Source organism: Nonomuraea fuscirosea, assembly GCF_003001935.1.
Classification (GTDB): domain Bacteria; phylum Actinomycetota; class Actinomycetes; order Streptosporangiales; family Streptosporangiaceae; genus Nonomuraea; species Nonomuraea fuscirosea.
Map to the genome: position 1 here is coordinate 208,029 of NZ_PVNG01000021.1, position 16,588 is coordinate 224,616.

Here is a 16,588-nt window from a genome sequence, read left to right on the forward strand (position 1 = left end):
GGAGCGCTGTGGCGGGACATGTCGAGGTCGACCGGCTCACCTACGTGCTGCCGGACGGGCGCCTGCTGCTGCACGAGGTCTCGTTCCGCATCGGCGACGGCGTCAAGGCCGGGCTGGTGGGGCCGAACGGCGCGGGCAAGACGACCCTGCTGCGGCTGATCGCCGGGGATCTGCGACCGGACGACGGCCGCGTGGCCTGCTCCGGCGGGCTGGGAGTGATGCGGCAGTTCATCGGCAGCGTACGGGACGACCGGACCCTGCACGATCTGCTGCTGTCCGTCGCCCCCGGCCCGGTCCGCGCCGCCGCCGCGCACCTCCGACGGGCGGAGTCGGCGCTCGCCGCACACGACGACGAGGCGAGGCAACTGGCCTACGCGCAGGCGATCAGCGACTACGCCGACGCCGGCGGCTACGACATGGAGGTGGTGTGGGACACCTGCGCGACAGCCGCCCTGGGCCTGCCGTACGACGCGGCCAGGCAACGACCGGTCGGCACCCTGTCAGGCGGCGAGCAGAAGCGCGTCGTCCTGGAGGCCCTGCTGCGCGGACCTGACCAGGTCCTCCTGCTGGACGAACCGGACAACTACCTCGACGTGCCCGCCAAGCAATGGCTGGAAGAGCAGCTGAGCGCCACCTCCAAGACCGTGCTGCTCGTCTCCCACGACCGGCAACTGCTGGCCGACGCCACCGACCGCATCGTGACCGTCGAAGCCCGCGGCGCCTGGGTCCACGGCGCCGGCTTCGCCACCTACGCCCAGGGCCGCCAGAACCGCATCGACCGGCTGGAGGAACTCCGCCGCCGCTGGAACGAGGAACACGCCAAGCTCAGACGCCTGGTGCAGACCCTCCGGCAGACGGCGGCCGGCAACGACGCCCTCTCCTCCGCCTACCGCGCCGCCCGTACCCGGCTGGCACGCTTCGAGGAGGCGGGCCCGCCGGAACGCCCGCCCCGACGGCAGAACGTCCGGATGCGGCTGCGCGGCGGCCGCACCGGCAAACGCGCCGTCATCTGCCGAGCACTCGGCCTCACCGGCCTGATGCGGCCGTTCGACACCGAGATCTGGTACGGCGAACGCGTGGGCGTCCTCGGCTCCAACGGCTCGGGCAAATCCCACTTCCTCCGGCTGCTGGCCGAAGCGGCGGACGGCGCGCTCCCCTCCGTCCCGCACACCGGTTCCGTCCGGCTGGGCGCCCGGGTCGCCCCCGGCCACTTCGTGCAGACCCACACCAGACCCGACCTGCACGGCCACACCCCCGCCGAACTGGTGACGACCGGCCACGCCCGCACCCTGAACGAAGCCATGGCCGCGCTCGCCCGCTACGAACTCGCCCCAGCCGCTCAGCAGCGGTTCGAGACCCTGTCCGGCGGGCAGCAGGCGCGGCTGCAGATCCTGCTGCTGGAACTGTCGGGCGCCACGCTGCTGCTGCTCGACGAACCCACCGACAACCTCGACCTGGCCAGCGCCGAAGCCCTGCAACAGGGCCTCACGTCCTTCGCCGGCACCGTGCTGGCCGTCACCCACGATCGCTGGTTCGCCGCCGACTTCGACCGCTTCCTCATCTTCGGCGCCGACGGAACCGTCTACGAGAGCGACGAACCGGTCTGGGACGAAGCCCGCGTCGAACGGGCCCGCTGAACACGCCCGGATCGAGACACCGCGGCGTACGGGTCAGGCGGTGCGGCGGGAGCGCGCCACCACCAGCCCGCCGAGCACCATGGCGACCAGCCCGACCGCCAGCGCCACGTAACCCCCGACGATCCCGTAACCCGTGCCGGGACCCCCGTCCGCGGCCGCCACGACCAGCCCGCCGACGCCCGCCCCGGCCAGCCCCGCCACCAACGCCGCGACGGCACCCCTCCTCCCGCCGTCACCGGCCCGGCGGGCGGAACGGGCCAGAGCCAGCCCGCCGATCACGACGCCGGCCAGCCCCACCAGCGCACCCACCACGGACCACAACCGCCCGGCGGTCAGGGCGTAGGCCCCGACGGGCTCCGCCGGCGCATGAGCCGCCACCTGCCCGGCGACCCCCGCCATCCCGGACAGGTCGGCCACAGCGGACAGCAGCAGAACACGGACAGACATGATGATCCTCTCAGGAGAACGACAGGCGCCCACGACCAGCACGGCCACGACCCCGCCGACGGGCGCCGGCAGACCGGCGAGGGCCGCACACCACCGATCGTCGCGCCGCCGACGCCACCGCGCCTCCACCGGCCGACGGCGGCCTCTACGCAGTTCCACGTAGACGACCCACCCCTCGCTACACCCCCCGTCGTACGCCCGTCACGCCTCCGGACGCAGGATGCCCACCTGCGGGAAACCGTAGGATCGACGCATGAAAGACCGCGCCGTCACGTGGCGCCTGCCGGTGCCGGCGCAGGAGACCCTGCTCGCGCTCTTCATCACCGTGATGCAGGTCCAGGGCACGATCGTGCGCAACAGCGGCGAACAGATCGAGCGCCCCCTCACCGACCTCGGCAACCTCGGCTACCTCCTGCTGATCGCGAGCGGAGCGGTCATCGCCGTCCGCCGCCGCTGGCCGGTGCCGGTCTTCGCCGTCACCGCACTCGTCAGCCTGGCGTACTACACCCTCGGCTTCCCGGACGGCCCGGGCTGGCTCGGGCTCTTCGTCGCCCTCTACACCGTCGCCGCCTACGGTGACGGACGCCGCTCCCTCGTCATCGCCGGCGCCGGCACCCTCATCCTCGCCGCCGCCTGGCTGACCGCCGCGGCCGACATCGAGCCACGCGCCGCCATCGGCTGGGTCTACTTCCGCATCGGCGCCTCCGTCATGAGCGCGGCCCTGGGCGAATCCATCCGCTCCCGGCACGTCATCGCGGCCGAAGCACAGCGACGCGCCGAACTCGCCGAACGCACGCGCGAGGAGGAGGCACGAGCACGCGTCGACGCCGAACGGCTGCGCATCGCCCGCGAGGTCCACGACACCGTCGCCCACGCCATAGCGATCATCAACGTCCAGTCCGGCGTCACCGCACACGTCCTCGGCAAACGCCCGGACCTGGCCCGCGAAGCACTCCGCGCCATCGAACAGACCAGCTCCCGCGCCCTGCGGGAGATGCGCGCCATCCTCGGCGTCCTCCGCGACGACGACACCGGCGACGACGACCCGCGCGCGCCGTACCCCAGACTGGAACAGATCGACGAACTGGCCACCAAAGCCCGCGAGGCCGGACTCGACTGCACCATCGACATCACCCCACCCCCGGCGCCGCTGCCCAGCACGGTCAGCAACGCCGCCTACCGCATCGTGCAGGAATCCATCACCAACGTGGTCCGCCACGCCGGCCCCACCCGCGTCACCGTGACCCTGAACCCCGGCGCCGACGCCGTCGAGATCAGCATCACCGACGAGGGCCGCACCACCCCGGCCCCGCAACCCGGCACCACACCCTCCGGCCGCGGCATCCTCGGCATGCGCGAACGCTGCCGGCTCCTGGGCGGCGAACTCGACGCCGGACCGCTGCCGGACGGCGGATTCCAGGTCAGAGCACGACTCCCCCTCACCGGGAGCCACCGATGACCGGCTCTCCGATCAAGGTGCTGCTCGCCGACGACGAAGGCCTCGTACGCTCAGGATTCAAGGTCCTGCTCGACCTCGAGGACGACATCACCGTCGTGGGAGAGGCCGTCAACGGCGCCCAAGCCGTCGAACTGGCCCGCGCCACCCGCCCCGACCTCGTCCTCATGGACATCCGCATGCCCAAGCTGGACGGCATCCAGGCCACCGCCCAGATCGCCGCCATTCCCGGGCTGGAGCAGGTCCGGGTCCTCATCCTCACCACCTACGACACCGACGAGTACGTCTTCGACGCCCTGCAGGCCGGCGCCAGCGGATTCCTCCTCAAGGACGCAGGGCCGGCCGAACTCCTGCACGCCGTCAGAGTGATCGCCGCCGGAGAAGCACTGCTCGCCCCCCGGATCACCCGGCGCCTCATCAGCCAGTTCGCCACCCAGCGCAGAATCGCCCAAGCGGCACAGCACCAGCTCGCCGTGCTCACCGAACGCGAACGCGAAGTACTCGCCCTCGTCGGCCACGGACTCAGCAACCAGGAGATCGGCGCCGAACTGTTCCTCAGCCCGGCCACCGCCCGCACGCACGTCAGCCGCGCCATGGCCAAACTGGGCGCACGCGACCGCGCCCAGCTCGTCGTCATCGCCTACCGGACCGGACTCGTCACCCCCGCACCCTAGAGGGCACCGGTCTGCGCAGAGCCGCCAACGTCCTGAGGGGATCGTCCAGCAAACGGGCGAAGGCGAGCTCCGCGGCCCCCGCGAGCGTCGTGTCGTCGCCCAGAGCCGTCACCGCCAGCCGCACCGGCTCCCGCGACACCGGCAGCACATGCGCATCGATCCGCGCCCGCACACACGCCGCCACCCCGGGATACACATCACGCAACATGCCCCCGAACACCACCAGCGCCGGGTTGAACAGGTTGATGAGATTCACCACCCCGACACCCAGCCAGTCACCCACCCGGTCCACGGCGTCCCGCGCCCGATCGTCACCCGCCCCGGCGAGACCGACGACGGCCCGGATGCCCTCCCGGCCCACCAGCTCACCGGACCGCCCCGCGTACTCCAGCAACGCCTCCTCCCCCACCTCCGCCTCCAGGCACCCACGCGAGCCGCACAGACAGGGCCGCCCGTCGAACGGATTCACCAGCATGTGCCCGAGCTCGCAGCCGTAGCCGCCGTCACCGTCCAGCAGCTCACCGCCGACGATGATCCCCCCGCCCACTCCGACGTCCCCGTGCAGGTAGATCAGATCGCCGACGCCGGAACCCACTCCGCGTACGTGCTCCGCGATCGCCCCCAGATGCGCCTCGTTGCCCACCTCGACCGCGAGCCCCAGGCCGAGCCCGGCCGCCAGCTCCGCGCCGAACGCCTGATCCACCCACCCCAGCTGCGGCCCGTACCGGACCATGCCGTCGGCCCGCCTGATCATCCCGCAGTACGACGCCCCCACACCCACGCACAACGCGTCAGGACCGGCCCCGGCCACCAGTTCCCGGCCGAACGCGGCCAGCACACCGACGACGTCCCCCAGATCCACGCCGGCGCGGGCCCGCACCGCCTCACGCCGCTCCAGCACCCGGCCGCCCAACCCGACCCGCGCCGCCACCAGCCGATCCACCGCGACGTCGAACGCGAGCCCGTACAGCGTGCCCTGCTCGGGCATCACCACGATGGACGGCCGGCCCGCCTGCCCCCGCCCGACCGGCACACCCTCCCGGACCAGCCCGGCCGCCGCCAGCTCGGCGGTCAGGTCCATGATGGTGCTGCGGTTGAGCCCCGTCGAACGGCCGAGCGCGGCCCTCGACACCATGCCGTCGCGATGGACGCGCCGCAGCACCTCGCTCAGGTTCCGCTGCCGCACCTGCTCCTGCGTCCGCGCGCCCGCCGACGATGCCGTCACCTCCGTCAGCTTAGAACCAATCCGAGGTGCGGTCTCGATGAGGAAAGTTATGGTTTTGAGCTGTTGAGAAGGATCTGCCACAACCAGACGCCTTTACGTTGTAGATTTCTATTAAGCGGCGTTTGTCCAGTTCAGGCAGGGGCAGGTCCGCTGAGCGGCGGTGCGCCGCACCCACGGGGAGGGGGACCCCATGCCACTCGTCAACGTGAAGGTCATCGAGGGCGTGTTCAGCGACGCGCAGAAGGCCGAGATGGTGGAGAAGCTGACCGACGCGATGGTCGCCGTCGAGGGCGAGAACCTGCGCTCCCTCACTCTGGTCATCGTCGAGGAGGTCAAGAGCGGCGACTGGGGCATCGGGGGCCGGCCGATGACGGCCGCGGACGTCAAGGCGCTGATCGCGGGCGAACGATCCGGATGACCTACGCGGACAACTGGGGGTGCCGGTCGTCGCCGGAGGTCCTCTCCTGGCCCGCCGACGCGGAGGGCCTGTTCGACGGTCCGCGGACGACGGCGTAGACGAACAGGACGCCCATGACCACGACGCCGGCCCACATGGCCTGCTGCCAGCCGTCCACGAACGATTGCCGGGCGGCCTCGGCCAGCGCCCGCGCGTGGGGCCCGGCGGTGCCCGCGACCTCGACGGCGTTGGCGACGCCCTGGCGGGCGATGTCCGCCACGCCCTGGGGGATGCCGGTCAGCCGGTCGTCGACGGCGGCGCGGTAGCCGTTCGCCAGGAGCGCCCCGAGCAGGGCGACGCCGAGCGCGGTGCCGAACTCGCGGGTGATGTCGTTGAGCGCGGAGGCGACCCCCTGCTTCTCCCTCGGCAGGGAACCGGTGATGGCCTCGGTGGAGGGAGTCATCGACAGCCCCATGCCGATGCCCATGGCGAGCATGCCGGGCAGGATGGACAGGTAGCCGCCCTCGACCGAGACGATGCCGGCCATGAGGGCCAGTCCGGCGCCGAACAGGGCGACCCCCGCCGCCATGGTGGCGCGGGCGCCGACACGCGCGGCCAGGTGGGGCGCCAGGCCGGAGGTCAGCATCATCAGCACGGCCATGGGCATCATCGCCAGCGTGGACAGCAGCCCCGACCAGCCGAGCACGGCCTGCAGGAACGGGAAGAGGACCACGAAGACGCCCGCCTGGACGCCGAAGACCACCAGCAGGGTGAGGGAGCCGCCGCTCAGGCCGCGCTCGCGGAAGAGACGTACGTCCAGGAGGGCCACGTCCGCGCGGCGCAGTTCCCAGGCCACGAAGAAGATCAGCGCCGCCAGACCGGCGACGAGGGCGGCCAGGGTGACCGGGTCGCTCCAGCCGCGCTCCGGGCCTTCCTGGAGTACGAAGATGAGGCCCACCACGGCGACGACGGAGGCCAGCGCGCCGACGGTGTCGAAGGGGTGCCCCGGGTGCTCGCGGGAGTCGGGCACGGATCGCATCATGCCGAGCGAGACGACGACGAGGACGACCGGCAGCAGGAACAGCCACCGCCAGTGCGCCACGTCCACGAGCAGGGCGGACAGGAACATGCCGATGATGCCGCCGCCTCCGGCGACGCCGGTCCACACGCCGATCGCCTTGCCGCGCCGCTCGGCGGGGAACGTCGAGGTGATGACGGCGAGGGTGATCGGCATGATCATCGCGGCGCCCGCCCCGCTGAGCACGCGAGCGGCGATCATGACTCCGGCGGACGGGGCCAGGCCCGCCAGCACGCCGGCGACCCCGAAGACGATCAGACCGATGATCAGCATGGGCTTGCGGCCCAGCCGGTCGCCGATCGCGCCGAGCGGAAGCAGCAGGGCGGCCAGGGTGAGGGTGTAGACGTTGATGATCCACAGGATGGTGGTCTGGGACGCGCCGAACTCGACGGCCATGTCCGGCTGGGCGACGTTCAGGCCGGTCACCGAGGCGATGACCGCCATCAACGCGACACAGACGGCGATCAGGACCGTGCGCAGCTGACGCGCGTCCGGCGCTCCCCCGTCGTTCTCCCCCGGTAGGGGTTGGTCGGTGCTCATGAAGTCCTCTCGGAAAGGGCGGTTCGGAAGGCGAGGGCCCAGCGGATCGGGGCCGTCTGCGGAAGACGGTAACCCCGGCTTGCGGCACGGGCATAGGATGTTGCCTATGAAGCAAGAAGATGAAGATCTGGACAGCCTCGTGCGCAAACGCATCCGCGCCCTGCGGGTCGCGCAGGGCTGGTCGCTGGAGGAGCTGGCCAACCGGGCCAGGCTCAGCCAGTCCTCACTGAGCCGCATCGAGAACGGCCGGCGCCGCCTCGCGCTGGATCAGCTCGTCACCCTCGCCCGCGCCCTGGACACCTCCCTCGACCAGCTGGTCGAGACGGCCACCGACGACGTGGTCACCAGCCCGATGATCGACGGCGCCCACGGTCAGATGCGCTGGCCGATCAAGGCCGATCCCGGCATGACCGTGATGCGCCAGCGCATCACCGACCCGCCGCCCGACAATCCGGCCCGCATGCGCGCCCATCCGGGCCGCGAATGGCTCGTCGTCCTGTCCGGCACGGCCGTCCTCATGCTGGGCCACCGCCGCTTCCGGCTGGAGGCGAACCAGGCCGCCGAGTTCCCGACGATGATGCCGCACGCCCTCGGCGCCGAGCGCGGCCCGTGCGAGGTCCTGGGCATCTTCGACCGCGACGCGCGCCGCGGCCACCAGCGCGACGACGACGACTCCGGCACCTCGGACTGACGACACGGCTTGCGCGTCCGGCAAAGGCGGCGGTCATCGTCTTGCGTAAACCGAAAGGAATCATGCTTTACGCGCATGGCCTCCGTACTGTGGCGTCATGACGCACACGCATTCGCACCCCACCCACGACCACGGCGGCCACAGCCAGGAGGAGATCCTCGACCTGGACGCGGACATCCTCGCCGAGCACCTCGCCGCCATCACCGGGTGGCTGCCCCTGACCACCGATCCACGTCACATCGTGGACGTGGGCTGCGGCACAGGAGCAGGCACCTTCGCCCTGCTCGACCGCTTCCCCGAAGCGCGCCTCACCGCCGTCGACACCTCGGCCGAGCACCTGCGGCGCCTGCGCGAGAAGGCGTGCGCCCGCAAGGTGGACGACCGCCTGGACATCGTGCGGGCCGACCTCGACGACCCCGACTGGCCGGAGCTCGGCACACCCGATCTGGTCTGGGCGTCGGCCTCGATGCACCACATGGCCGACCCCGCCCGTGTCCTGCGCCGGGTCCACGACCTGCTCGCGCCCGGCGGCCTGTTCGCCGTCGTCGAACTGGCCCGCTTCCCCCGCTTCCTGCCCGCCGACGCCCCAGAAGAGCGGCCCGGCCTGGAGGAGCGCTGTCACGCCGCGGCCGAACACGTCCACTCCGGGCGTCTGCCCCACCGCGGCGCCGACTGGGGGCCGATGCTGACCGCCGCCGGGTTCGCCCTCGACGGCGAACGCACCGTCACGGTGCACCTCGACGGCTCCGGCGACGAGGCGATCGGCCGCTACGCGCTCAGCGCGCTGCGCCGGATTCGCGGCGCCGCCGCACAGGCGCTTCCTGCCGACGACCTCGCCGCGCTCGACGGGCTGCTCGACACCGGCGGCCCGCACAGCATCCTGCGCCGTGACGACTTCGCGCTCCGCACCGAACGCACCGTCTGGGCCGCCCGCCGAGTCCTGCGGAGCGCTCCGTGAGCGGGGTGCCCGCCGCCCACTACGCCTGGCGAGAGCGCCGCTGGGAGGAGATCGCCGGCACGCACGGAAAGGCCAAGGTCGTCGCCAACGGGAAGATCGTCGGCCGTGACGGCCACACCCTCCCCGGCGTCCCCGGCGTGTGGAGCACCGACGAAGCCGGGGCCCTGACCGTGACGGCCGCAGCCGCGGACGGCGTGCGGATCGACGGCAGGACGGTCGACGGCACGGCCGAAGTGCCCGCCGACGCCAGGCTGCAGTTCCCCGGCGGGCGTGTCGGGTTCGCCGGGGGTGGTGACGGCGCGTACGGCATGGTGGTCCTGGATCAGGCGGCCGTCGAACGCTCCGGCCTGCGCGGCGTCGACGCCTACCCGTACGACCCGGCGTGGGTGTTCGAAGGCCGTTACCGCCAGGCGGCCCCGGGCCGGCGCATCGAGGTGGAACGGCTGACCTCGCCGCGCAGCACCGAGGCCATCCCGTCCCCGGTCGACCTGGTCGTGACCATCGGCGGCACCGAGTACGCGCTGGCCGTCCTCGAAGACTTCCCCGGCCAGCGCCTGGTGGTCTTCACCGACGAGACCAACGGCGCCGGCACGCCCGCGATCGGCCGCTGGCTCGTGCTGCCGCTCCTGCCGCCGGGCAGCACGCTGAGCGTCGACTTCAACCAGGCGACGCTCTCGCATCACCACTTCAATCCGTCCGTCTTCGTCTGCCCCCTCTCACCTCCCGGCAACCACCTGCCGATGCGCGTGGCGGCGGGCGAGCGCGCGCTCGTCCACGACACGCCCGGCCACCAGCAGAAGGAGACCTCATCTTGAGCCACCATCTGAAGGAGCAGGCCATCGGCTACCTGCGCAGCCTGGAGAAGGCCGACTGGGTCAGCGCCCGGAGCAGGTGCGCCGGGACGGCCACCGTCTGGCACAACGACGGCACCGCCGAGCAGGGCATCGAGGAGAACATCCGGCACATGGCGGCACAGGCGGACGCCATCGAGTCGATGCGCTACGACGTCATCCGCCAGTTCGCCCAGCCGGGCGAGGTCCTCCAGCAGCACGTGGTGCACGTGGCCATGCGGAACGGCATGCGCGGCGAGGTGCACGCCGCGGTGTACTTCCGCTTCGACGACGCCGGGCTGATCACCCGCATCGAGGAGTACGCCGGCTTCGTCCCGGCCGGCGGGGACAGCAGCGGGGACGACGGCGGGGACGACGGCGGCGCCTGAGCGGCATCAGCCGGCCACGGAGGACCGGGCCCCCAGCAGGGCGAGCGCGCGCCGCTCCCCCACATCTCGTGAGCACGTGACTGGAGACCAGGACGGTGCGCCTCTCGTCGGCGAGCGCGCACGCCGGCGCCGTTGAACCGGGGAAGGCGGTCACGGTGCCGGGCGGGGCGGTGGAGCTCAGCTGGTCGACGGCGGTGATCCGGCTGTAGGTCATGGTCAGGTCACGTACCTCGATGCCGGTCACCCGGCCGCCTGCCGGATGGCGGCGACTAGCCGGTCGGCGTCCGGCACCGAGAGGACGATCTCGTCGAACTCGCCGCCTGAGCGCGCGCGATCCAGGATCAGGTGCACGCCGGGCTGGTCGCGGGTGGCCGCCACCAGCTGGCGAGGGCCGCCGAACAGCCCCCAGACGCCGATCTTGGCGTGCCCCGACACCGCGAGACCCTTTCTCGCGCCGCGGGCGACGCTCAGGGGCCGGGGGGTGACGAGCGCCTGCCGTACCGCGTGCGCGGGAACGACGTGCCGGGACCGGCCGGCGAACATCCGCTCCCACGGGCCGAACTCGATGGCGATCAGACTGTCGTTGATCATGACCGTGGCCATGGCTGTCATCCTTTCCTCAGCGGGAGGAGGACCGTCGCCAGCAGACGGGGCGTCCGCTGCCCTCCCGGTTCGTTCGCCAGCAGGGGGCGCACCAGCTCGGCGAAGCCCTGCGCGAAGCGCAGGAACTCCTCCTCGTCCAGGTGCAGCACCAGCTGCTGGTAGCCGGCTCCGTCGGCCGCCAGATCGACGTGCTCTCCGGCCAGGTAGCGCGAGAACTCCGACAGCAGGGTGGAGACGAACGCGGTGAAGTAACGCGCGTGCTCCTCCCTCGACGCGGCGGCCAGCGCCTGGGGGCTCGGGGTCAGCCCTTCTTCGGGCAGCGCGTAGACGCGCTCCTTCGCACCGCCGACCTTCCGCTCCTCCACCACGACCAGCAGCCCGGCCTTGGCCAGGGTGGAGATCTGCCGGTAGAGCGTGGCCTGCGGCACGTCGGGCAGCAGGCCCGCCAGGTCCGACGCCGTACGGCGGGCGCCCGCCGTGGCGGACAGGATCCGGATGCGCACGGGGTGAAGCGCCAGCTCCGCCCACTGCTCGATGGAAAAACTCACATATCGAACGTTATCATTCTCGATAATGAGAAGGCAACCGAGCGAGCGATGGCCGGTTCAGGCGCGGGTGCATGGGAAACTTGCTGAGGTGACCGCACGACGTATCGCCTACCAGGGTGAGCCCGGCTCCAACTCCCACATGGTGTGCAAGCGCCACTACCCCGACTGGCACGCGGTGCCGTGCGCGTCCTTCGAGGACGTGTTCGCCGTGGTGGAGAGCGGGCGGGCCGAGCTGGCGATGATCCCGATCGACAACTCGATCGCCGGCCGGGTCGCCGACATCCACCACTTCCTGCCGACCTCGGACCTGCACATCATCGGCGAGCACTTCCTGCGCATCCAGTTCCACCTGATGGCGCCGCCGGGCGCGACCCTGGACACGATCAAGGCCGTGCACAGCCACGTCCACGCCCTCGGCCAGTGCCGCCGGATCATCCGCGAGCACGACCTGGTGCCCGTGATCGCCGGCGACACCGCCGGGGCCGCGCGGGAGGTGGCCGAGGCGGACGACCCGACCCAGGCGGCGATCGCGCCGCCGCTCGCGGCGGAGATCTACGGCCTGCGCACCCTGGCCCGCGACGTCGAGGACGAGGAGCACAACACCACCCGGTTCGTGGTGCTCAGCAGGGACTTCGTCCAGGCCCCTCGCGGGCACGGCCCGGTGGTCACCTCGTTCGTCTTCAACGTCCGCAACCTGCCGGCCGCGCTCTACAAGGCGCTCGGCGGGTTCGCGACCAACGGCATCAACATGACCAAGCTGGAGAGCTACATGGTGGGCGGCCACTTCACCGCCACCCAGTTCCTCGCCGAGGTGGACGGGCACCCGGACGATCCCGGGCTGAAGAACGCGCTGGAGGAGCTGGCCTTCTTCACCACGGACGTGAAGATCCTCGGCGTCTATCCGGCCGATCCGTCCCGCACCGGCTGATCCTCCGGGGATTCCGGGCGAACGCCGGGTGCCCGGCGCGGCGCCGACGGCGAAGGGAAAACCCCGGGCCGCGGGCTGACAGGGGTGGCGTCCAGGCGGGAAGAATGCCTCCGTGGCCGATCGCGGTCACGTGTCTGCGCGATCTTCGGGAGCCCGACCGTGAACCTGGAACATGTACTGCTCACCCGCGACGCCGACTTCGTGACGATCACGATGAACCGGCCGCAGCGGCGCAACGCCCTGTCGCTGGCCCACCTGCGGGAGCTGATCGAGGCGTTCGGCGCCGCCGGCGACAGCGACGCCTCAGGGATCATCCTGGCGGGGGCGGGCCCGGTCTTCAGCGCCGGCCACGACTTCGCCGACGTCGCCGAGGCCGACCTGGACGGAGTGAGCGCCATCCTGGACACCTGTCTCCAGCTCATGGAGCTGATCGAGTCGGTGCCGCAGCCCGTCGTGGCGCGGGTGCACGGCCTGGCCACCGCGGCGGGCTGCCAGCTGGTCGCCACCTGCGATCTCGCCGTCGCCGCCGACTCGGCCGGGTTCGCCGCGCCCGGCGGCAAGGGGGGCTGGTTCTGCCACACCCCCATGGTCGCCATCGCGCGCGACATCGGCCGCAAGCGGGCGGCCGAGATGGCGTACACCGGCGACACCATCACCGCCGCGCAGGCCCTCGACTGGGGGCTGGTCAACCGGGTCGTGCCCGCCGCGGAGCTCGACGACGCCGTCGCCGACCTGCTCGGGCGGGCCACCAGGGGCAGCCGCGCCTCGAAGGCGCTCGGCAAGCGCACCCTGCACCAGCAGCTGCCGCTGCCGCGGGCGGACGCGTACCGGCTGGCCACCAAGGTCATGGCCGAGTCGTCGCAGTCCGCCGCGGCGCGCGAGGGCATGGCGGCGTTCCTGGGCAAGCGCCCGCCCAAGTGGACCGACTGACGCACGCGACCGCCGGGCCGGCGCGGCCGGCACGCGGACGGCGCGAACTCGTTCCGGCGGGCGGCGTCAGCGCCAGCCGAGCGCGGGGGCGACGTGGGTCAGGACCGAGGAGAGCAGGTGGGCGTTGTAGTCCACGCCGAGCTGGCTGGGCACCGTCAGCAGCAGCGTGTCGGCCGCGGCGATCGCCTCGTCGGCGGCCAGCTCCTTGACCAGCACGTCGGGCTCGGCGGCGTACGTACGCCCGAAGACGGCCCTGGTGGTGGCGTCGATGAAGCCGACCTGGTCCGTGCTGGCACGCTCGTGCCCGAAGTACGCGCGGTCGGTCTCGTTGACGATCGGCATGATCGAGCGGCTCACCGACACGCGCGGCTCGTCCTCGTGGCCGGCCTCCTTCCACGCCTCCCGGTAGGCCGCGATCTGCTCGGCCTGCTGCACGTGGAACGGCTTGCCGTTCTCGTCGTCCTTGAGCGTGGAACTCATCAGGTGCATGCCCAGCCCGGCGGCCCACTTCGCGGTGGCGTTCGAGCTGGAACCCCACCAGATGCGCCGGCGCAGCCCCTCCGAGTGGGGTTCGAGGCGCAGCAGCCCGGGCGGGTTGGGGAACATCGGCCGCGGGTTCGGCTGGGCGAAGCCCTCGCCGTCGAGCACCTTGAGGAAGACCTCCGCGTGCTTGCGCGCCATGTCCGCCTCGGTCTCCCCCTCCGCGGGCTCGTAGCCGAAGTAGCGCCAGCCGTCGATCACCTGCTCGGGTGATCCGCGGCTGATGCCGAGCTGCAGCCGCCCGCCCGCGATGAGGTCAGCCGCGCCGGCGTCCTCGGCCATGTAGAGGGGGTTCTCGTAGCGCATGTCGATGACGCCGGTGCCGATCTCGATCCTGCTGGTCCGCGCGCCGACGGCGGCGAGCAGCGGGAACGGGCTCGCCAGCTGCTGGGCGAAGTGGTGCACGCGGAAGTAGGCGCCGTCGGCCCCGAGCTCCTCGGCCGCGACCGCGAGCTCGATCGACTGCAACAGGGTGTCGGACGCGCTGCGGGCCTTCGAGTACGGCGACGACGACCAATGCCCGAAGCTCAGGAAACCGATCTTCTTCATAGAGAGTTGAACCTTCCTCGCGTCAAGGACATTCCGCGAGGTCCATCGTCTCCGACTGCCGGACCCGGCGCGACGACGTCACGGCGACCAGCGGCGTCGTCACGGCTTCCAGCAGAGCAGGGGGTCGGGGTGGCCGGTGAAGCCGAGGCTCCGGTAGAGCGGTTCGGCCTCGCGTGAGGCGGTGAGGTCGACGCGTACGGCGTCGCGTTCCCTGAACCAGTCGAGCAGGCCGAGCATGATCGCCCGCCCGTGCCCGCGCCGCCGGTGCGACGGGTCGGTGACCATGCCGATGACGTGGCCGATCCGGCCGTTACGTGAGTGGGGGCCGGGGAACCACTGCTCGATCGTGCCGATGCCGCAGGCGGCCAGGCCGGGCCCGCCGTCCACGACCAGGATCCGGCACTCGGGTTCGGCCAGTTTCCGCTCGAACACCCCGGCGAGCGTGTCGCGCCAGTCGTCACCGGCGTTCGCGGGATTGAAGAAGTCGCCGCCGAGGTCGTCGAAGAGCAGGGCCCGGAGGCGAACAAGTTCCGGGATGTCGTGTTCTGTTGCGGTTCGTGGCATGACGTACAGGCTGTTGTAATGAGCTTGTGCAGCTCAACCCTTACGGCGCGGACGTGGTGAACTTCGCCGCCGAACTGGCGAACCGGCCACCGGCGAGCGCCGCCGAACTGGCCGCTCGCTGCCGCGCGGCCGGTCTGGTGCTGGAACGTCCTGTCGAAGCGGCGGATCTCGACCGGACCCTCGACGTCATCGCCGCCTGGACGAAGGTCGTCGACGCCGCCGACGAGCACGAGCGGGCCGGGCTGGTCAACGAGATGCTGGCCCGGTCGGCCGCCTATCCGCGGCTGACCGACCACGCGCACGGCTGGCACCTGCACTACCGCGACCACTCCCAGCCGCTCGGCGCGGCGCTGTTCGCGCTGATCGCCGTGGGCACGGCGCTGCACCTCACCGGCCGGGGCATGGACCGGCTCGGGCGGTGCGCCGCCGACGGCTGCGCGGCGATCTTCGCGGACACCTCGCGCACCGCGCGGCAGCGGTACTGCTCCCACCCCTGCGCCAACCGGGACGCGGTACGCCGCCACCGCGCCCGCCGCTCCGCGTCGACCACCTGACCGGCCGGCTGCCCGCAGCACCGGCTCATGCGGGCCGGCCTGGCGGGGCCGCAGCGCCGGCTCACGCGCGGGCCGTGGCGTCGGCCGATGCGGACGGGACGGCTCAGGCCACCGCGGGCCGGCGGCGGTAGCGGCCGGGTGGTACGCCGAACTGCCGTTTGAAGGCGTTGCCGAAGGCGAACTCCGACGCGTAGCCCATCCGCTCGGCCACCTCCGCCACCGACGCGTCCGAGTCGCGCAGCAGGCGGGCCCCGTTCATCAGCCGCCACCAGGTCAGGTAGGTCAGCGGCGGCTGCCCGACCAGCGCCGCGAAGCGGCGGGCGAAGCCGGCCCGCGACATGCCCGCGCGGACGCCGAGCTCCTCGACCGTCCAGTGGCGGGCCGGGTCGCGGTGGACGGCGTCGAGCGCGCGGCCGATCCCGGGGTCGGCCAGCGCGGCGGCCCAGCCGGACAGCGTGCACGGCTCGTCCTGGGTCTCGAAGTAGGCCCGCAGCACGTACAGCTGCAACATCTCCAGCAGCGACGACACCACCACGTCGGCGCCGGAACGGGGGTTGTCGATCTCGGCGGCCAGCAACTCGACGGCGGCCCGCAGCCCGGAATGGCTGCCGAGCGTCGCGGGCAGGTGGATCACGCCGGGCAGCGAGCTCAGGATGGGGTGGGTCCGGTCGGGGTCGAGCCGGTAGCCGCCGGCCAGGACGACCGTCTCGGGCCCGGCGCCGTCCGTCCCGGCCGAGCCGTACAGCTCGTGATGGGCCCCGCAGTCCGCTTCGGCCAGCGTTCTGGCAGGATCGTCGGTCAGCCCGAACGAGTCGCTGTGCGGCAGGAACACCACGTCGCCGACGCTCAGCGGAACGGGCTCGCCGTCCGGCGGGACGAACCAGCAGGATCCGCGTAGCACCAGCATGAAACTCGCGGACCCGTCTGCCGTGCGGAACCACGTCCCCCAGGGCGCCCGCCAGGAGAAGCGGGTGGAGGTGGGCCGCCCGCCCCGCATGAAGGCCACCACGTCGCTGAGCACATCCATACGGGGAGTCTAACCACAGAGAC

At 72.0% G+C, this 16,588-nt stretch carries 19 protein-coding genes; 11 read left to right on the forward strand and 8 right to left on the reverse strand.

What is annotated here, in order from left to right:
* Nucleotides 1-8 precede the first annotated feature (8 nt).
* Nucleotides 9-1,637 (forward strand): ABC-F family ATP-binding cassette domain-containing protein, encoded by a 1,629-nt coding sequence (locus B0I32_RS40490; RefSeq protein WP_245956330.1) that lies wholly within the window; start codon nucleotides 9-11, stop codon nucleotides 1,635-1,637.
* 33 nt (nucleotides 1,638-1,670) lie between these two features.
* Here the strand turns inward: B0I32_RS40490 and B0I32_RS40495 are convergent, their stop codons facing one another.
* On the reverse strand, nucleotides 1,671-2,084 hold the full coding sequence (locus tag B0I32_RS40495) for a DUF6223 family protein (protein WP_181308325.1): 414 nt from the start codon (nucleotides 2,082-2,084) through the stop codon (nucleotides 1,671-1,673).
* A gap of 253 nt (nucleotides 2,085-2,337) precedes the next feature.
* On the opposite strand from B0I32_RS40495, the gene B0I32_RS40500 reads away from it, so the two are divergent.
* Entirely contained in the window at nucleotides 2,338-3,543 is a 1,206-nt protein-coding gene (locus B0I32_RS40500) for a histidine kinase (protein WP_106248728.1), read from the forward strand.
* On the forward strand, nucleotides 3,540-4,214 hold the full coding sequence (locus B0I32_RS40505; protein ID WP_106248729.1) for a response regulator: 675 nt from the start codon (nucleotides 3,540-3,542) through the stop codon (nucleotides 4,212-4,214). Before B0I32_RS40500 ends, B0I32_RS40505 begins: the two co-directional genes overlap by 4 nt.
* Here the strand turns inward: B0I32_RS40505 and B0I32_RS40510 are convergent.
* Entirely contained in the window at nucleotides 4,198-5,439 is a 1,242-nt protein-coding gene (locus B0I32_RS40510) for an ROK family protein (protein ID WP_425438137.1), read from the reverse strand. The two genes, B0I32_RS40505 and B0I32_RS40510, sit on opposite strands and share 17 nt — an antisense overlap.
* A 190-nt stretch (nucleotides 5,440-5,629) precedes the next feature.
* On the opposite strand from B0I32_RS40510, the gene B0I32_RS40515 reads away from it, so the two are divergent.
* Nucleotides 5,630-5,857 carry a tautomerase family protein gene (locus B0I32_RS40515; protein ID WP_106248731.1) on the forward strand — a complete coding sequence of 76 codons (228 nt, stop codon included), beginning with the start codon at nucleotides 5,630-5,632 and terminating at the stop codon, nucleotides 5,855-5,857.
* 1 nt (nucleotide 5,858) lies between these two features.
* Here the strand turns inward: B0I32_RS40515 and B0I32_RS40520 are convergent, their stop codons facing one another.
* The gene (locus B0I32_RS40520; protein WP_106248732.1) at nucleotides 5,859-7,454 is read right to left on the reverse strand and encodes an MFS transporter; all 1,596 of its coding nucleotides are present in this window, start codon (nucleotides 7,452-7,454) and stop codon (nucleotides 5,859-5,861) included.
* Nucleotides 7,455-7,560: 106 nt separating this feature from the next.
* On the opposite strand from B0I32_RS40520, the gene B0I32_RS40525 reads away from it, so the two are divergent.
* The 4 genes from B0I32_RS40525 to B0I32_RS40540 all read left to right on the forward strand — a co-directional run bounded on the left by B0I32_RS40525 (nucleotide 7,561) and on the right by B0I32_RS40540 (nucleotide 10,322).
* On the forward strand, nucleotides 7,561-8,145 hold the full coding sequence (locus B0I32_RS40525) for a helix-turn-helix domain-containing protein (RefSeq protein WP_219912265.1): 585 nt from the start codon (nucleotides 7,561-7,563) through the stop codon (nucleotides 8,143-8,145).
* Nucleotides 8,146-8,242: 97 nt separating this feature from the next.
* Complete coding sequence (locus B0I32_RS40530; RefSeq protein WP_106248735.1) at nucleotides 8,243-9,103, forward strand: class I SAM-dependent methyltransferase; 861 nt, start codon at nucleotides 8,243-8,245, stop codon at nucleotides 9,101-9,103.
* Nucleotides 9,100-9,918 (forward strand): DUF1684 domain-containing protein, encoded by an 819-nt coding sequence (locus B0I32_RS40535; RefSeq protein ID WP_106248737.1) that lies wholly within the window; start codon nucleotides 9,100-9,102, stop codon nucleotides 9,916-9,918. Before B0I32_RS40530 ends, B0I32_RS40535 begins: the two co-directional genes overlap by 4 nt.
* Nucleotides 9,915-10,322 (forward strand): nuclear transport factor 2 family protein, encoded by a 408-nt coding sequence (locus tag B0I32_RS40540; RefSeq protein ID WP_106248738.1) that lies wholly within the window; start codon nucleotides 9,915-9,917, stop codon nucleotides 10,320-10,322. The genes B0I32_RS40535 and B0I32_RS40540 overlap by 4 nt, the downstream gene beginning before the upstream one ends.
* A 240-nt stretch (nucleotides 10,323-10,562) precedes the next feature.
* Here the strand turns inward: B0I32_RS40540 and B0I32_RS40545 are convergent, their stop codons facing one another.
* Together B0I32_RS40545 and B0I32_RS40550 are read right to left on the reverse strand one after the other, a co-directional pair.
* A complete protein-coding gene (locus B0I32_RS40545; RefSeq protein ID WP_106248740.1) occupies nucleotides 10,563-10,925 on the reverse strand; it encodes a hypothetical protein in 363 nt (120 codons plus the stop codon).
* Between the two features lie 5 nt (nucleotides 10,926-10,930).
* On the reverse strand, nucleotides 10,931-11,473 hold the full coding sequence (locus B0I32_RS40550) for a helix-turn-helix domain-containing protein (protein ID WP_106248741.1): 543 nt from the start codon (nucleotides 11,471-11,473) through the stop codon (nucleotides 10,931-10,933).
* Between the two features lie 88 nt (nucleotides 11,474-11,561).
* Between B0I32_RS40550 and B0I32_RS40555 the strand changes: the two genes are divergently transcribed.
* Together B0I32_RS40555 and B0I32_RS40560 are read left to right on the forward strand one after the other, a co-directional pair.
* The gene (locus B0I32_RS40555) at nucleotides 11,562-12,401 is read left to right on the forward strand and encodes a prephenate dehydratase (protein ID WP_106248743.1); all 840 of its coding nucleotides are present in this window, start codon (nucleotides 11,562-11,564) and stop codon (nucleotides 12,399-12,401) included.
* Between the two features lie 159 nt (nucleotides 12,402-12,560).
* The gene (locus tag B0I32_RS40560) at nucleotides 12,561-13,331 is read left to right on the forward strand and encodes an enoyl-CoA hydratase-related protein (protein ID WP_245956331.1); all 771 of its coding nucleotides are present in this window, start codon (nucleotides 12,561-12,563) and stop codon (nucleotides 13,329-13,331) included.
* A 66-nt stretch (nucleotides 13,332-13,397) separates the two neighbouring features.
* Here the strand turns inward: B0I32_RS40560 and B0I32_RS40565 are convergent, their stop codons facing one another.
* A complete protein-coding gene (locus B0I32_RS40565; protein ID WP_106248745.1) occupies nucleotides 13,398-14,420 on the reverse strand; it encodes an LLM class flavin-dependent oxidoreductase in 1,023 nt (340 codons plus the stop codon).
* Nucleotides 14,421-14,519: 99 nt separating this feature from the next.
* Nucleotides 14,520-14,984: a GNAT family N-acetyltransferase gene (locus tag B0I32_RS40570; protein ID WP_106248746.1), complete on the reverse strand. Its 465-nt coding sequence runs from the start codon at nucleotides 14,982-14,984 to the stop codon at nucleotides 14,520-14,522.
* 26 nt (nucleotides 14,985-15,010) lie between these two features.
* On the opposite strand from B0I32_RS40570, the gene B0I32_RS40575 reads away from it, so the two are divergent.
* Nucleotides 15,011-15,538, forward strand: coding sequence for a CGNR zinc finger domain-containing protein (locus B0I32_RS40575; protein WP_106248748.1), 528 nt, complete (start codon nucleotides 15,011-15,013; stop codon nucleotides 15,536-15,538).
* 103 nt (nucleotides 15,539-15,641) lie between these two features.
* Here B0I32_RS40575 and B0I32_RS40580 read toward each other — a convergent pair whose 3' ends face one another.
* Nucleotides 15,642-16,565 carry an AraC family transcriptional regulator gene (locus tag B0I32_RS40580; RefSeq protein ID WP_106248749.1) on the reverse strand — a complete coding sequence of 308 codons (924 nt, stop codon included), beginning with the start codon at nucleotides 16,563-16,565 and terminating at the stop codon, nucleotides 15,642-15,644.
* Between the last annotated feature and the right edge of the window lie 23 nt (nucleotides 16,566-16,588).

Excerpts from the sequence above, each read along its gene's own strand:
- B0I32_RS40495 (WP_181308325.1), bottom strand. The coding sequence starts at position 2,084 with ATGTCTGTCCGTGTTCTGCTGCTGTCCGCTGTGGCCGACCTGTCCGGG.
- B0I32_RS40500 (WP_106248728.1), top strand. The coding sequence starts at position 2,338 with ATGAAAGACCGCGCCGTCACGTGGCGCCTGCCGGTGCCGGCGCAGGAG.
- B0I32_RS40505 (WP_106248729.1), top strand. The coding sequence starts at position 3,540 with ATGACCGGCTCTCCGATCAAGGTGCTGCTCGCCGACGACGAAGGCCTC.
- B0I32_RS40515 (WP_106248731.1), top strand. The coding sequence starts at position 5,630 with ATGCCACTCGTCAACGTGAAGGTCATCGAGGGCGTGTTCAGCGACGCG.
- B0I32_RS40520 (WP_106248732.1), bottom strand. The coding sequence starts at position 7,454 with ATGAGCACCGACCAACCCCTACCGGGGGAGAACGACGGGGGAGCGCCG.
- B0I32_RS40525 (WP_219912265.1), top strand. The coding sequence starts at position 7,561 with ATGAAGCAAGAAGATGAAGATCTGGACAGCCTCGTGCGCAAACGCATC.
- B0I32_RS40530 (WP_106248735.1), top strand. The coding sequence starts at position 8,243 with ATGACGCACACGCATTCGCACCCCACCCACGACCACGGCGGCCACAGC.
- B0I32_RS40545 (WP_106248740.1), bottom strand. The coding sequence starts at position 10,925 with ATGGCCACGGTCATGATCAACGACAGTCTGATCGCCATCGAGTTCGGC.
- B0I32_RS40565 (WP_106248745.1), bottom strand. The coding sequence starts at position 14,420 with ATGAAGAAGATCGGTTTCCTGAGCTTCGGGCATTGGTCGTCGTCGCCG.
- B0I32_RS40570 (WP_106248746.1), bottom strand. The coding sequence starts at position 14,984 with ATGCCACGAACCGCAACAGAACACGACATCCCGGAACTTGTTCGCCTC.
- B0I32_RS40580 (WP_106248749.1), bottom strand. The coding sequence starts at position 16,565 with ATGGATGTGCTCAGCGACGTGGTGGCCTTCATGCGGGGCGGGCGGCCC.